This is a genomic window from Streptomyces sp. NPDC006655, assembly GCF_040703965.1.
Lineage (GTDB): Bacteria > Actinomycetota > Actinomycetes > Streptomycetales > Streptomycetaceae > Streptomyces.
Genome location: NZ_JBEYJU010000065.1, coordinates 1 through 13,161 on the forward strand (window position 1 = coordinate 1; position 13,161 = coordinate 13,161).

Here is a 13,161-nt window from a genome sequence, read left to right on the forward strand (position 1 = left end):
CCTGATCCACGTACTGGACGTACTTGGGTCAGGGCCCGGTGCGGCGAGTGGGGGTCCCCCCGGCCGGAGGCTGGGGGAGCGTGCATGGCGTCGCGCGGCAGGCGGGAATTGTCAGACAGGCCCTAGGAGGGCGACGTCGGTTCCGTGCCGGCCCGCTCGTTCACCATGTACTGGGCGTACCAGTCCGGCCAGTCGGGGTCCTCCGCGCCGGTGCGCGCCTCGTGCTCGCCGTGTGCCGCAGCGGCCCGGCGCAGGGCACCGGCCAGGTCCGCGGCCGAGGCGAACGAGGTGGTCGCGGGGTCCAGCCGTCCCGGGAGCCTGGTGGTGATCTCCTGGAGGAGCCAGCCGTTGCCGTCCGGGTCGCTGAACGACAGGAAGGAGCCGTAGCTGGCGCGACGCGGATCCGGGCCGGACACCCGGGCGTCGGTGCCGGCGTGGTGGAAGACGCCGCCCGCGTCGTGGAACACCTCGCTCGGGTCGGCGCCGCCCCGCGACAGTTCCTTGCGGGCGGCCTCGATGTCGGAGACGACCAGGTGGAGACCGCGGGCCGAGCCCGGGGCCTGCTCGGTGACCGCCGTGCCGAAGATGACCGACGCCGGGGAGCCCGGAGGCGTCATCTGGACCACGCGGAAGCCGCTGTCGGGGGCGACGTCCGCGTCCAGCCGCCAGCCCAGTGCCGTGTAGAAGTCCTTGGCCCGGTCGACGTCGGACACCGGCACCACGACGACCTCGAGTTTCATGTCCATGGTTCGTGCCTCCCGTAGGGCCCGTCAGCGGGCGACGAGTTGCTGGCCGCCGTCGATGTCGTAGGTCGCTCCGGTGAGGGCGTCGTTGACCATGAGGTGCAGGGCGAGGGCGGCGACGTCCGCCGGGCCGACCACCCGCCCGATGGGCAGCGTCCTTCTCAACTCCTCGCGGCGTGCGTCCAGTTCGTCCCCGAGGAGGGCCGCCGACAGTGGTGTGTCGACGAAGCCGGCCGCGATGAGGTTGACCCGGACGGGGGCGACCTCCAGCGCCAGGTTGGCGGTCAGGGCCGGCAGCGCCGCGGTGAGGGCGCCCGTCACGGCCATGCCGGCCGCGGGCCGCCGCCCGCCGGTGCCGCCGACGAACAGCAGGGTCCCCCCGGCCCTGACCTTCCGGCGGCTCGCCCGCGCCACCGCCAGCATCATCGCGAGCCGGCCGCCGAAGTCCTGGCCGGCCGCGGTCAGGTCCAGCTCGTCGAGGGGGGTGTACGAGGGACTGCCCGCCGTGACCAGGACGTGGTCGACCCGGTCGGGCAGCTCCCCGAGGAAGCGTTCCAGCCGTTCGGTGTCGCGGGCGTCGAAGACGGCCGTGTCGAGCGGCTTCAGCTCGTCCGCGGCCTGTCTCAGGCGGTCGGCGTCACGTGCCACGAGGATCACGTCACCGCCGTTCGCCCGCACCTGGCGCGCGGTCTCCAGGCCCATCCCCGCGCTGCCGCCGACCACCACGACCGTCTGCCCGGCGAGTGCGCCGTGCGTGCTGCCGGTTCCCGCCTCGGTCCCGCTCACTGGAGGTCACCGCCGTTCGCGTCGAACTGGCTGTCGCCGACTGCGGAAACCCCAGTCTGTCACTGACCTGGGCGAACGGCATCCGGGGCCCGAGGGAGGGGCGTCACCGTCGCTGGCTCTGCTTCCCGGCGAGCGGTGCCTCTTCCGCGGAGGCGCCGTACAGCTGCTTCGACGTGGTGATCAGCTCGCGCTGCTCCGCGCGTGAACCGACCATCGGACGCGACCCCTTGAGCGGCACCTGCGCGGTCTCGGGCAGGAACCGCACCGTCACCAGACCGATCGCTCCGGCCAGCATCAGGTAGTAGGCGGGCATCAGGTCGTCGCCGGTGACGTTGACCAGTGCCTCCGTCACCAGGGGTGTGGTGCCGCCGAAGGCCGCCACCGCGATGTTGAAGCCGATGCCCATCGCGGCGTAGCGGACGGCCGTCGGGAAGAGGGCGGGCAGGGTGGCGGCGCTCGGCGCGGCGAAGCACGCCAGCAGGGTCGAGAGGATCAGTACCCCGAGGATGGGCGGCCAGGTGCCGTCGGCCTTGATGAGCAGGAAGGACGGCACCGCGAGCACGATCATGGCGGCCGCGGAGACACCGTAGACGGGGCGGCGTCCGATCCGGTCGCTGAGCCGTCCGACGAAGGTGATCAGCAGGACGATCCAGACCATGCCGATCAGCACCAGCACGTCGGCGGAACCACTGGAGCGGTGCAGGGTCTCCGTCTGGTAGGTCGGCAGGAACCCGGTGACCATGTAGTTGGTGACGTTGTACAGCAGCACCAGGCCCATGCAGATCAGCAGCGGCCCCCAGTACCGCGTCACGATGCCCTTCAGCTCGCTGCCCGCGGACTCCTGGGCGAGGCTCTTCTCGTGTTCGTCCAGCTGCTGCTGGAAGGCCGGGGACTCCTCCAGCTTGAGCCGCATGTAGAGGCCGATCACCCCCAGGGGACCGGCGATCAGGAACGGCAGTCGCCAGCCCCAGGTGAGCATCTGGTGGTCGGTGAGGAGCAGGTTCAACACGGTCACCAGGGCGGATCCGAGGGCGTAGCCGACGAACGTGCCGAAGTCGAGCCAGCTGGAGAGGAAACCGCGCCGCCGGTCGGGGGAGTACTCCGCGACGAAAGTGGTCGCGCCGCCGTACTCGCCGCCGGTGGAGAAGCCCTGCACCATCCGGGCGAGCAGCAGCAGGATCGGGGCGGCTATGCCGATGGTGGCGTAGCTGGGGATGAGCCCGATGGCGAAGGTGCCGAGGGCCATCATGATCATGGTGGTGGCGAGCACCTTCTGCCGTCCGAGGCGGTCGCCGAGCGGACCGAAGACGAGTCCGCCGAGGGGCCGTACGACGAAGGCGGCGGCGAAGGTGGCGAACGAGGAGATGACCTGGGCCCCGGGGGACGCGCCGGGGAAGAAGACCTTGCCGATGGTGGCGGCGAGGTAGCTGTAGACGCCGAAGTCGAACCATTCCATGCAGTTGCCGAGCGCCGACGCGCCGACGGCGCGCCGCAGCAGCGGTGGCTCGACGACCTGTACGTCGTCGGTGCGGAACGCCCGCCTGTTCCGGCGGAGCCTGCGCTGGAGCTCGTCGCGGACCTGCCTGGGCAGGTCGGCGACCGGCCGCGGTGTCCGCGCTGGGCCGCGTTCGGGGACCTCGTCGGGTAGCGCCTCGGTCACGCTGCCTCCCCCTTTCGGGAACTTCCGCGCTGTGCCGCGCTCAGATGTTTCGCTGGAGCGAATTCCATGACAGGTGTGAACACCCGGCACGAGATCCTGCTGCCCCGGAACACTGAGGCCATTCGTGCGGCCTGTGCGGCTGCAATAGCGGAGGGGGCGATTCACCTGGTGGTCGTGGTCCGGACCAGAAGGGGTCAGGCCTGGGTCACGGGCTCCAGTGCCTCCACCGCCGCGGCCGCCGCGGACGAGTCCTGTCCGTAGAAGATGTCGATGTCGACTTCCTCGCCGCCCATGGTCAGCGTGTCCCACGCGCCGCTCAGGACGAGCATGCGGAGCGTGACGGGTCGCAGGGTGCCCAGGCGTTCGAGGATCGCCTCGTCGTCCGGCATGCCCGCGAGCCGGGGAGCGAGCCGGTCACGGATGGCCCGCATGCGTTCCAGCAGTGTCCTGGTGTCGGCCTCACGGTCGGGCTCCTCGGGGACGCCGTCGATGCCGTGGCCGATGATGTCCTTGATCGCCCATGTGACGCCCTGGTCGTCGGTGGTGACCATCGCCTTCCAGGCCCGGCTCTTGTGCCGGTACTGGAGCATGGACATCGCCGCCTCGTGCCGCAGGAAGTCCGCGTCCCGGAACGGCCGTCCGTTCCAGGCGCTGTTGAGGGAGCGGGCCAGCGAGACGGCGGAGGCGAGGCCGCTGTTGAGGCCGCGGCCCGGCCAGAAGTGGATCGCGTTGGCCGCGTCGCCCAGCAGGAAGCCGTAGGTGCCGGGCGAGTGGGTGGTCGGTGGCAGCAACTCGGCGGAGAAGCGGGGGCGCTGCACCATGTCCAGGCGGAAGCCGGTGACCGCGGTGAGGTCCTCGGCCTCGACGCCGAACAGCAGCAGCCCCTCCCGCACCCGCCGCCACAGCGGTGAACCCTTCACCAGCGCGGGCAGGAAGAGCGTGCCGTGGGTCGAGCACCGGAAGTCGCCGTACCCGTCGCGGTCCATCAGGCACGGCCGGGAGGCGACGCACTCCTCGAAGACGCGGCGGACCGGGTCGAGACCGATGACCTCCGCGGCCTCGGCGTCGGTGAGCCGCATGTTGAGGAAGCCCTCGCCACGCAGCGAGTTGAGCAGGAAGCGGTTCTGGGCGACGGTGAGGAGGACCGCCATGGGGTCGGGCAGGTGCGACTTCACCCGCAGGCCGAGGACGACGTCCTGGAGGTGGCGGCCGTCGAGGGAGTAGATCGACTCGTCGGCCTTGCCGAACCGGGCGGCGAAGTGGTCCCGGGTGCGCGACCGGCCGCCGTCGCAGATCGCCAGCACGTGCTGGGTGGCCAGGGCCTCCTGCTCCGCCGCCGCGTCGAAGCGGGCGGGTACGAGCCGTATCCGGTCCCGCTTCTCGTTGGCGATGTCGAGCAGCCGGTCCTCGATGTAGGCGATGCGCATGTTCCGCGGGTGGTGGTCGCCGACCGAGTCCGGGCCGGAGGGCCACATCTCCGTGTAGTGCTCCGGGTCGAAGAGCCGGGTCCGGACCTCCTGCGGCCAGGCCAGGTACTGCCGGCTCTGTACGGTCACCACCTGCTGGCGCCTGACGTTGCCCTCGTCCCGGCTCTTCCAGGTCACGGTCCGGCCCTGCCGGCGCCACCGGCCGTCGTAGACGGTGATCTGCGCCTGGGATCCGAGGAAGTGCTCCAGCAGCAGGGCGAGGGACAGGCCGACCGGTCCCCCGCCGGCGACGGCGACCCTCAGGACGGGGCCCTGTTCGCTCTCCTTCGGGCCGTGCGTCACCGACCGGGGCAGTGAGAGCGCCATGAGCGTCTGCATGGCGTCGGCGACCTCGAAGCGGAACTCCTGGTCGCCCAGGGTGATCACGTCTCCGGGCTGGAGCAGCCGGGACTCCACTTCCGCCCCGTTGACCAGGGTGCCGTTGCTGCTTTCCAGGTCACGCAGTACGTAACCCCTGTCCTCGTCGAAGACGATCTCCGCGTGGAAGCGGGAGACGCTCGGGCTGGAGATGACGACGGTGTTCTCGGAGTTGCGTCCGAAGGTGACGCGGGTGTCCAGGACCGGGATGCGCTCCCCCGCCAGCAGGCCTTCGAGTCCGACCAGCACCGGTGCCACGGCACTCCCCCTCGCCATCCGCCCCTTATGGGGAGCATAGTTGCCCAGCCGGGAATTGCCAGAGCGCTTCCCGCCCCGATCTCCCTTCGCCAGAAGGCACTTGACCGTCAGGTCAGTGGCCGTGGCCGTGGCCGTCGGAACGCCTGCGGTGGAGGGTGAAGTTCTCGAAGACCGACAGCTCGCCGTGCGGCTTGTTCACGTTGTAGTACGTGACATGCATGCGGGTGGTGTCACCGGGGTGCCGGCCGGGGTCGACGGTGAACGCGGCGAAGCCGTAGGGGTGGTCGGTGTCCCGGACCCCCGTCCACACCGCCTGCTCCTTCACATAGGTCGGAGTGCGCTTGCCGTTGGAGCCGGCGGTCGACGACACGGCGGTGATCACCTTGCCCGTGCCGTCCTTGAAGAAGTTCTGGTTGGTGGTGCCGGAGACCCCGCCACCGCCGAGGATCATGTGCACGGTGCCGAGGTCGGCGTCGATGTCGTCGGTGGCCTGCGAGACCGGGTTGGGGGTGAGCGTCTCGCTGCCGGTCACGACGCCGCGGACCGCCAGCGAACGCTCGTAGTTGTGCTCGTGGCCGCACAGGACGAGGTCGACGCCGTACCGGTCGAACAGCGGGCCGTACTTCTCGCGCAGCCCCAGGTCCGCGCCGTTGGCGTCGGAGGAGCTGATCATGACCTGGTGCATGGCCACGACCACCCAGTCGACGTCCTTCGAGTCGCGCGCCGCCTTCAGCTCCTTCTCCAGGAAGGCGAGCTGACGGCCGCCCGAGTAGCCGCTGATGTAGACGTCGCCGCCGTCCTGGAGGCAGTTGTCGTCGTTCTGCAGCACGATCACCCGCACCGAACCGGCCGTGAACGCGTACCAGAGGCCCGCGAGTTCCGGGTCGGTCTCGGTGGAGGGGAGGGAGAAGTAGGCCTGGTAGGCGCCGAGTCCGAGCGGACCGTTGGCCTTCTCGATCTCGTGGTTGCCGGCCGCAGGCATCCAGGGGCGGAAACGCGCCGAACGGGTGTTGTTGGTGAAGAAGTTGTTCCACGTCCGCACCCGGTCGACATCCAGGTTGGCGTAGCACAGGTCGCCGTTGAGGAGGTGGAACAGCGGGGCGACCTGCTCGATGCCGGTGACGATGTCCTTCGTCGCGGGCGTGGAGTTGGCGTCCAGGGCGACGGTGCCGGCGGCCGACCAGGTGACCTGCGGGGCGGACTGGTCGCCGAAGCTGGTGAAGGTGACCGGCCTGCGCCCGCGCGGGGCCGTGCGGAAGGTGCCGCTGTCCGGGGTCGCGCCCTCGTGCGTGGCGAGGTACAGGTAGTCCGTGTCCGGGGTGAGCCGGTCCAGCCGGGCGTGGTGGACGTACACGGTGCGGCCGGAGGTGCCGTCGACGTACGTCACGGTACGGGCGGCGACCTTGGAGCCGAAGCCGTGCTCCAGGGTGCCGTAGTGCACGACCGGCTTGGTCACCGGGCCGTCGGTGATCCATGACACCGTCATCTGGGTGCGCGGGTCGGCCCCGAAGGTCAGGTGCAGGCCCTGGACCGAGGACGCTCCCGAGGCGTCCGCGGTGAGGTGGAGGGCCGGGCCGGCGAGCGGCGCGGCCTGTGCCGTGCCCGCTCCCAGCAGTCCGGTGGCGGCGGCGCCCGCCCCCGCGGTCCCGAGCAGGCCCAGCGCGTGACGGCGGCTGAGCCCGTCCGGCCCCTGCGCCGATCTGTCCTCTGCGGACTCTGTCTGTGCGGTCATGACGCCCTCCCGACGAGCAGCTGTGCTGACAACGACCGCACCCTGGCCCAGCCCAACTGCCGCCACGTGAACACCACATGACCACATGGTCCGCACGAGTCAGGCATCAGGCCACCAAGACCGACACCCGCCCTCGTCTTTACCTGCCGTCGTCCCGCCCTTGACCTGGTAGCTGCCGGCGGACGGCTCCTCACGTCCCGAACAGCACCGCCGTCACGCACAGTCCCATGGCCACGGTGATGAGGATCATCGCGGTCAGGGTGCCGCGCAGCCAGTGGCCGAAGCGGGCCCGGTGCCGCTGCTCGGCCTCGCTGACGCTGGCGGCGATGTGGTCGGTCACCATGCGGGCCACATACGTCTGTTCCGCGAGGTACCAGCGCTCGATGTCCGCCTTCTGCGCCGCGGTCAGTCCGGGCTCCCGGGCGGTGAACTCCGCGACGCGGCGGCGGGCCGCGCGCAGGTGGGCCTGCTGGTACAGGAAGTCCTGGATGTCGGTCAGGCCGCGGGCGGCCTCCTCGCTCGTGTCCATGGTGTGCTCCACAGGTGAGGCGGCGGCTGTCCGGCCGGTGGCTGTGGTGCGGGGGGAGCGCGGTCCGCGCGTCAGCGCCGGCAGGGAGAGCAGCGCGCACGTGCGTATCGAGCCGGGACGGGTCGGGGCCGGCGGTCTCGCGAACCCCGCGGACACGCCCGGAGAGGCGGTCCGGAGGACCAGCGTGGCAACTTCCGTGGAAAGCCGCAAGGGTACGGATGCCGGACGTCCGCGCTCCGGTTCATGGGGGCCGGCGCCCGTGGTTCCTCAACTGTCGTAGTCGACCGTCAGCGAGTCGGAGACCGGGAACGTCTGGCAGGTCAGGACGTAGCCCGCCCGCACCTCGGCCGGTTCCAGGGCGTAGTTGCGGCGCATGTCCGCCTCTCCGGCCGTGACGCGTGCGCGGCAGGTGCCGCAGACGCCTCCCTTGCACGCGAAGGGGAGGTCGGGGCGGATGCGTGCGGCGGCGTCGAGGAGGGTGCTCCCGCGCGGCAGCAGGGCGGTGGTGGAGCGGCCGTCCAGGGTGACGGTGACCTCGCTGGCCGGGCCGGTCGCCGCCGGCTCCTCGTGGCGGAGGGGTTCGATCGGCTCGTCGGCGAAGAAGAGTTCCTGGTGGATCCGGTGGGCGGGGACGCCCAGTCCGGCGAGCACCTTCCGGGCCTCGAGGACCATGCCGTGCGGGCCGCACAGCCACCAGTGGTCCGCTCCGGCGATGTCGACCAGGCCCGCGACGAGCGCACCGAGGCGGTCGCCGTCGAGGCGGCCGGAGAGCAGCTCGGCCTCGCGGGGTTCACGGGACAGGACGTGCGCGAGGTGGAACCGGGTGCGGTACTCGTCCTTCAGGTCGCCGAGTTCGTCGGCGAACATCACGGTGTCGGTGCGGCGGTTGCCGTAGAACAACGTGACCGTGGAGCGGTCGTCGGCGGCCAGGACGGACTCGGCGATGGACATCATGGGGGTGATGCCGGAGCCGGCCGCGATCAGCACGTGGTGGCCGGGGACCGTGAGGTCGGGGGTGAAGGCTCCGGTGGGGGCCATCACCTCGACGGTGTCGCCCGGCCTCACCTCGTGGACCAGCCAGGAGGAGAAGAGTCCGCCGGGCACCTCGCGGACGCCGATGCGGGGCGGGGCACCGGCCGGTGAGCAGATGGAGTAGGAGCGCCGCTCGTCGCGCCCGTCGATCTCACGGCGGAGCGTGAGCGACTGGCCGGGGCCGAAGGCGAACTCCTCGGCGAGGGCGGCGGGGATGTCGAAGGTGACCGTCACGGCGTCCTGACACAGGGGCTGGACCGCGGCGACGCGCAGGGGATGGAAGGCTGGGCGGCGCCGGTGCGCCGTGGTCGCGGGGGCACCGGCGGCCGGTGCCGTCAGCTCTGCCATCAGATCTCCTTGACGTACTCGAACGGTTCCCGGCAGCTGAGGCAGCGCCACAGTGCCTTGCAGGAAGTCGCCGCGAACCGGGAGGTCTCCTCGGTGGCGGCCGATCCGCAGCGGGGGCAGGCCACCGTGCGCCGGGTCGGCGACAGGTCCAGCGGGACGGGGCCCACGGCGCGTCGTGGTGCGGGGTGGGGCGGAGCGATGCCGTGTTCGGCGAGTTTGCGGCGCCCTTCGGGGGTGATCCAGTCGCTGGTCCACGGCGGGTCGAGGACCGTGCGGATCTCCACGCGGCCGAAGCCGGCGTCCCGCAGCCGGGCGGCCACCCCGGCCCGCATCTCGGCCATGGCGGGGCAGCCCGAGTAGGTCGGGGTGAGGTCGGCGACCACGGTTCCGTCCGGTTCGACGGTGACCTCCCGCAGCACGCCGAGGTCGGCGAGGGTCAGCATGGGAAGTTCCGGGTCGGGCACCTGTTCGGCGATGCGCCGGGCCCGCCGGGCGTCGGCGACGACGGTCACCATGTCGCCTCCGGGTGGGCGCGGGCCACGCTCTGCAACTCGGCCAGCAGCGGGGCGAGATGGTCGGTGTGCGTACCGTCGCGGCCCTGTCCGGGCAGCGGCGCGACGACCGGCACGGGGAGGGTGGCCGCGTCCAGGACCTGGTGCAGGTCCGCCAGCACCGCGTCGCGCACGTCGTGGGCGGCGAACAGCTCCTCCCAGTAGGGTGCCTGGGCTTCCAGGGCGGTCAGCATGCGTGCGCGGGACTCCTCGGTGCCGTCGCCCAGGCGTACCACCCACTCGGCGGCGTACTGCCGGTGGTAGGTGAGTTCCTTGACGCCCTTGGCCGCGACCGCCGCGAGCACCGGGTCGGGGGCGGCGGCGAGTCCGGTGAAGTGGGCGAGGCGCCAGCTCGCGAGGACCAGCAGCCGCAGGACGGAGAAGGCGAAGTCGCCGCCTGGGAGCTCGGCGAGCGTCACGTTGCGGAAGTCGCCGGGGTCACGGAAGTACGCGTAGGCGTCCTCCGTGCGGCCGGTGCCGTCGATCTGGCCGCAGCGAGCGTACAGCAGGCGGGCCTGGCCGAGCAGGTCGAGCCCGATGTTGGCCAGCGCCACCTCCTCCTCCAGCTCGGGGGCGCGGGTCACCCATTCCGCGAGCCGCTGGGCCAGCACCAGGGCGTCGTCGCCCAGTGCCAGGCACAGGGCGGCGAGCTCGGCGGTGTCGACGTGCCCGGGCACGGTGGTGTCGACGCCGTGCAGCGGGTCCTCGAAGCCGGTGCCGAAGGCCCAGCGGGCGTCGCCGTCGTCATGGCCCTCGGCCAGGCTCAGGTAGACGTGGTCGTCGCTCATCACCGGCTCCTAGATGTGCGGGACGTCGTCGGGGATGTCGTAGAAGGTCGGGTGCCGGTAGACCTTGTCGGCGCTGGGGGCGAAGAAGGGGTCCTTCTCGTCCCGGGTGGAGGCGGCGATGTGCTCGGAGCGCACGGCCCAGATGCTCACGCCCTCGTTGCGCCGGGTGTAGAGGTCGCGGGCGTGGGTGAGGGCCATCCGGTCGTCCGCCGCGTGCAGGGAGCCGACGTGGACGTGGTTGAGGCCGCGCTTGCCGCGGACGAAGATCTCGTACAGGGGCCAGTTCTGCGTGTCGCTCATGCCGCTGCCTCCTTGCGCGTCCGGGCGGCCTGCTTGGCGGCGTGGGCGACGGCGGCCGCGCGTACCCAGGCGCCCTCCTCGTGGGCGGTGCGCCGGCGTTCCATCCGCTGCGCGTTGCACGGGCCGTTGCCGCTGATGACGTCCTTCAGCTCGCTGAAGTCCGGGGTGCCGAAGTCGTGGTGCCCGCGCTCCTCGTTCCAGCGCAGCTCGGGGTCGGGCAGGGTGACGCCCAGCCTGGCCGCCTGGGGGACGGTCATGTCGACGAAGCGGCGGCGCAGTTCGTCGTTGCTGTGCCGCTTGATCTTCCACGCCATCGACTGCGCGGAGTTGGGCGAGTCGCCGTCGGGCGGCCCGAACATCATCAGGGACGGCCACCACCAGCGGTTCACGGCGTCCTGCACCATCTCCCGCTGGGCCTCGGTGCCGCGCATCATGGTCATCAGCAGTTCGTAGCCCTGCCGCTGGTGGAAGGACTCCTCCTTGCAGATCCGGACCATCGCGCGCGCGTAGGGGCCGTACGAACTGCGGCACAGCGGCACCTGGTTGCAGATGGCCGCGCCGTCCACGAACCAGCCGATGACGCCGACGTCGGCGTAGCTGAGCGTCGGGTAGTTGAAGATCGACGAGTACTTCTGGCGGCCTTCGATGAGGCGCTCGGTGAGGTCCGCGCGGTCGGCGCCCAGGGTCTCGGCGGCCGAGTACAGGTACAGGCCGTGGCCGGCCTCGTCCTGGACCTTGGCGAGCAGGATCGCCTTGCGGCGCAGCGACGGCGCCCTGGTGATCCACTCGCCCTCCGGCTGCATGCCGATGATCTCCGAGTGCGCGTGCTGGGCGATCTGCCGGATCAGCGTCCTGCGGTACCCGTCCGGCATCCAGTCGCGGGGTTCGATCCGCTGGTCACGCGAGATCGTGGCCTCGAAATGAGACTCCAGCTCGGGCTCGGCGTCCCTTCCGGCCGCTTCAGTCATCTCCATCAACTCCCAACCGACCATTCGTTCGGTTCATATCATACGATGCACCCTCCCCCGCCTGGCAAGGGCCGCGCCGGGCGCGCCCCCGACCCGCTCTCGACCTCTTGACACGCGGGTGGCGTGGCTGGATTACTTGACCTCGCCGCACGCTAACCGAATGTTCGGTCGGTTCACAAGACGGTGGACGGTCGCCACCGCACGGGAGCGGGTCCGGATCGGCCGCAGCCGCACCCTCCGCACACGGCCCGAGGAGCCGCGATGAGCAGCGAAGTGATCACGCCCGGCCCCGGGGGCACCCGCCGGGGAGCACCGCTTCCCGAGGCGCTGCTGGACGAGGCCGAGCGGCTGTCCCGCGAGGAGGTGCGAGCGCTCCAGCTCACCAGGCTGCGCACGACGCTCCGGCACGCGTACGACAACGTGGACCTGTACCGCAGGAAGTTCGACGCGGCCGGTGTGCGGCCGGACGACTGCCGCACCCTCGCGGACCTCGCCCGCTTCCCCTTCACCACCAAGGCGGACCTGCGGGACACGTACCCCTTCGGCATGTTCGCCGTCCCGATGTCCGAGGTACGGCGCGTGCACGCGTCCAGCGGTACCACCGGCCGCCCCACGGTGGTCGGTTACACCGAGCACGACCTGTCGATGTGGGCGGACGTCGTCGCCCGTTCCATCCGGGCCGCCGGCGGCCGCCCGGGACACAAGGTCCATGTCTCCTACGGCTACGGCCTGTTCACCGGTGGTCTGGGCGCCCACTACGGCGCCGAACGCGCCGGCTGCACCGTGATCCCCGCCTCCGGCGGCATGACCGCCCGCCAGGTGCAGATCATCCAGGACTTCCGGCCCGAGATCATCATGGTCACGCCCTCCTACATGCTCACGCTGCTCGACGAGTTCGAGCGCCAGGGCGTCGATCCGCGCTCGACCTCCCTGGAGGTCGGCATCTTCGGCGCGGAGCCGTGGACGGAGGAGATGCGCCGCGAGATCGAGGAGCGTCTGGACATCCACGCCGTCGACATCTACGGGCTGTCCGAGGTGATCGGCCCCGGCGTGGCGCAGGAGTGCGTGGAGACCAAGGACGGACTGCACGTCTGGGAGGACCACTTCTACCCGGAGATCGTGGACCCGCTGACCGACGAGGTGCCGGCCGAGGGCGACAGCGGCGAGCTGGTCCTCACCTCGCTCACCAAGGAAGCGCTGCCGGTCATCCGCTACCGCACCCGCGACCTGACCCGGCTGCTGCCCGGCACGGCGCGCCCCGGGTTCCGCCGGATCGAGAAGATCACCGGCCGGTGCGACGACATGATCATTCTGCGCGGGGTCAACGTCTTCCCCAGCCAGGTGGAGGAGATCGTGCTGCGCACGCCGGGAGTGGCCCCGCACTTCCAGATCCAGCTCAGCCGGCGCGGACGGATGGACCACATGACGGTCCGGGTGGAGGCACGGCCGGACGCCGCGCCCGCCGACCGCGCGGCCGCCACCGGGATCATCGCGCAGGGCATCAAGGACGGCGTCGGGGTCACCGTGGAGGTCGCCGTCGTCGAACCGGAGACGCTGGAGCGCTCGCTCGGCAAGCTCCGCCGGGTCAAGGACCTGCGGCAGGGATAACTCCGTGGCGGACG

Annotated in this window: 12 protein-coding genes; 1 reads left to right on the forward strand and 11 read right to left on the reverse strand. The window is 71.2% G+C overall.

Going from position 1 to position 13,161, the window contains the following annotated elements:
- Nucleotides 1-122 precede the first annotated feature (122 nt).
- From AB0958_RS30420 to paaA, 11 genes are all read right to left on the reverse strand, one after another.
- Nucleotides 123-746 (reverse strand): VOC family protein, encoded by a 624-nt coding sequence (locus AB0958_RS30420; protein WP_366893676.1) that lies wholly within the window; start codon nucleotides 744-746, stop codon nucleotides 123-125.
- A 24-nt stretch (nucleotides 747-770) separates the two neighbouring features.
- Nucleotides 771-1,529, reverse strand: coding sequence for an SDR family oxidoreductase (locus tag AB0958_RS30425; protein ID WP_366893677.1), 759 nt, complete (start codon nucleotides 1,527-1,529; stop codon nucleotides 771-773).
- A 103-nt stretch (nucleotides 1,530-1,632) separates the two neighbouring features.
- Nucleotides 1,633-3,189, reverse strand: coding sequence for an MFS transporter (locus tag AB0958_RS30430; protein ID WP_366893678.1), 1,557 nt, complete (start codon nucleotides 3,187-3,189; stop codon nucleotides 1,633-1,635).
- A 194-nt stretch (nucleotides 3,190-3,383) separates the two neighbouring features.
- The gene (locus AB0958_RS30435) at nucleotides 3,384-5,291 is read right to left on the reverse strand and encodes an FHA domain-containing protein (RefSeq protein WP_366893679.1); all 1,908 of its coding nucleotides are present in this window, start codon (nucleotides 5,289-5,291) and stop codon (nucleotides 3,384-3,386) included.
- Nucleotides 5,292-5,403: 112 nt separating this feature from the next.
- Nucleotides 5,404-7,023 (reverse strand): metallophosphoesterase family protein, encoded by a 1,620-nt coding sequence (locus AB0958_RS30440; RefSeq protein WP_366893680.1) that lies wholly within the window; start codon nucleotides 7,021-7,023, stop codon nucleotides 5,404-5,406.
- A 190-nt stretch (nucleotides 7,024-7,213) separates the two neighbouring features.
- Nucleotides 7,214-7,552, reverse strand: a complete 339-nt coding sequence (locus AB0958_RS30445) for a hypothetical protein (protein WP_366893681.1) — start codon at nucleotides 7,550-7,552, stop codon at nucleotides 7,214-7,216.
- A 267-nt stretch (nucleotides 7,553-7,819) separates the two neighbouring features.
- Entirely contained in the window at nucleotides 7,820-8,932 is a 1,113-nt protein-coding gene (gene paaE, locus AB0958_RS30450) for a 1,2-phenylacetyl-CoA epoxidase subunit PaaE (RefSeq protein ID WP_366893682.1), read from the reverse strand.
- Nucleotides 8,932-9,447, reverse strand: a complete 516-nt coding sequence (gene paaD, locus AB0958_RS30455; protein WP_366893683.1) for a 1,2-phenylacetyl-CoA epoxidase subunit PaaD — start codon at nucleotides 9,445-9,447, stop codon at nucleotides 8,932-8,934. Before paaD ends, paaE begins: the two co-directional genes overlap by 1 nt.
- On the reverse strand, nucleotides 9,441-10,271 hold the full coding sequence (gene paaC / locus AB0958_RS30460; protein ID WP_366893684.1) for a 1,2-phenylacetyl-CoA epoxidase subunit PaaC: 831 nt from the start codon (nucleotides 10,269-10,271) through the stop codon (nucleotides 9,441-9,443). Before paaC ends, paaD begins: the two co-directional genes overlap by 7 nt.
- Nucleotides 10,272-10,280: 9 nt before the next feature.
- On the reverse strand, nucleotides 10,281-10,571 hold the full coding sequence (gene paaB / locus AB0958_RS30465; protein ID WP_366893685.1) for a 1,2-phenylacetyl-CoA epoxidase subunit PaaB: 291 nt from the start codon (nucleotides 10,569-10,571) through the stop codon (nucleotides 10,281-10,283).
- The gene (paaA, locus tag AB0958_RS30470; protein WP_366893686.1) at nucleotides 10,568-11,545 is read right to left on the reverse strand and encodes a 1,2-phenylacetyl-CoA epoxidase subunit PaaA; all 978 of its coding nucleotides are present in this window, start codon (nucleotides 11,543-11,545) and stop codon (nucleotides 10,568-10,570) included. Before paaA ends, paaB begins: the two co-directional genes overlap by 4 nt.
- 255 nt (nucleotides 11,546-11,800) lie before the next feature.
- Here paaA and paaK point away from each other — a divergent pair, with 255 nt between their 5' ends.
- On the forward strand, nucleotides 11,801-13,147 hold the full coding sequence (gene paaK / locus AB0958_RS30475; RefSeq protein WP_366893687.1) for a phenylacetate--CoA ligase PaaK: 1,347 nt from the start codon (nucleotides 11,801-11,803) through the stop codon (nucleotides 13,145-13,147).
- Nucleotides 13,148-13,161: the final 14 nt, after the last annotated feature.

Excerpts from the sequence above, each read along its gene's own strand:
- AB0958_RS30420 (WP_366893676.1), bottom strand. The coding sequence starts at position 746 with ATGGACATGAAACTCGAGGTCGTCGTGGTGCCGGTGTCCGACGTCGAC.
- AB0958_RS30440 (WP_366893680.1), bottom strand. The coding sequence starts at position 7,023 with ATGACCGCACAGACAGAGTCCGCAGAGGACAGATCGGCGCAGGGGCCG.
- AB0958_RS30445 (WP_366893681.1), bottom strand. The coding sequence starts at position 7,552 with ATGGACACGAGCGAGGAGGCCGCCCGCGGCCTGACCGACATCCAGGAC.
- paaE (WP_366893682.1), bottom strand. The coding sequence starts at position 8,932 with ATGGCAGAGCTGACGGCACCGGCCGCCGGTGCCCCCGCGACCACGGCG.
- paaD (WP_366893683.1), bottom strand. The coding sequence starts at position 9,447 with ATGGTGACCGTCGTCGCCGACGCCCGGCGGGCCCGGCGCATCGCCGAA.
- paaC (WP_366893684.1), bottom strand. The coding sequence starts at position 10,271 with ATGAGCGACGACCACGTCTACCTGAGCCTGGCCGAGGGCCATGACGAC.
- paaB (WP_366893685.1), bottom strand. The coding sequence starts at position 10,571 with ATGAGCGACACGCAGAACTGGCCCCTGTACGAGATCTTCGTCCGCGGC.
- paaA (WP_366893686.1), bottom strand. The coding sequence starts at position 11,545 with ATGGAGATGACTGAAGCGGCCGGAAGGGACGCCGAGCCCGAGCTGGAG.
- paaK (WP_366893687.1), top strand. The coding sequence starts at position 11,801 with ATGAGCAGCGAAGTGATCACGCCCGGCCCCGGGGGCACCCGCCGGGGA.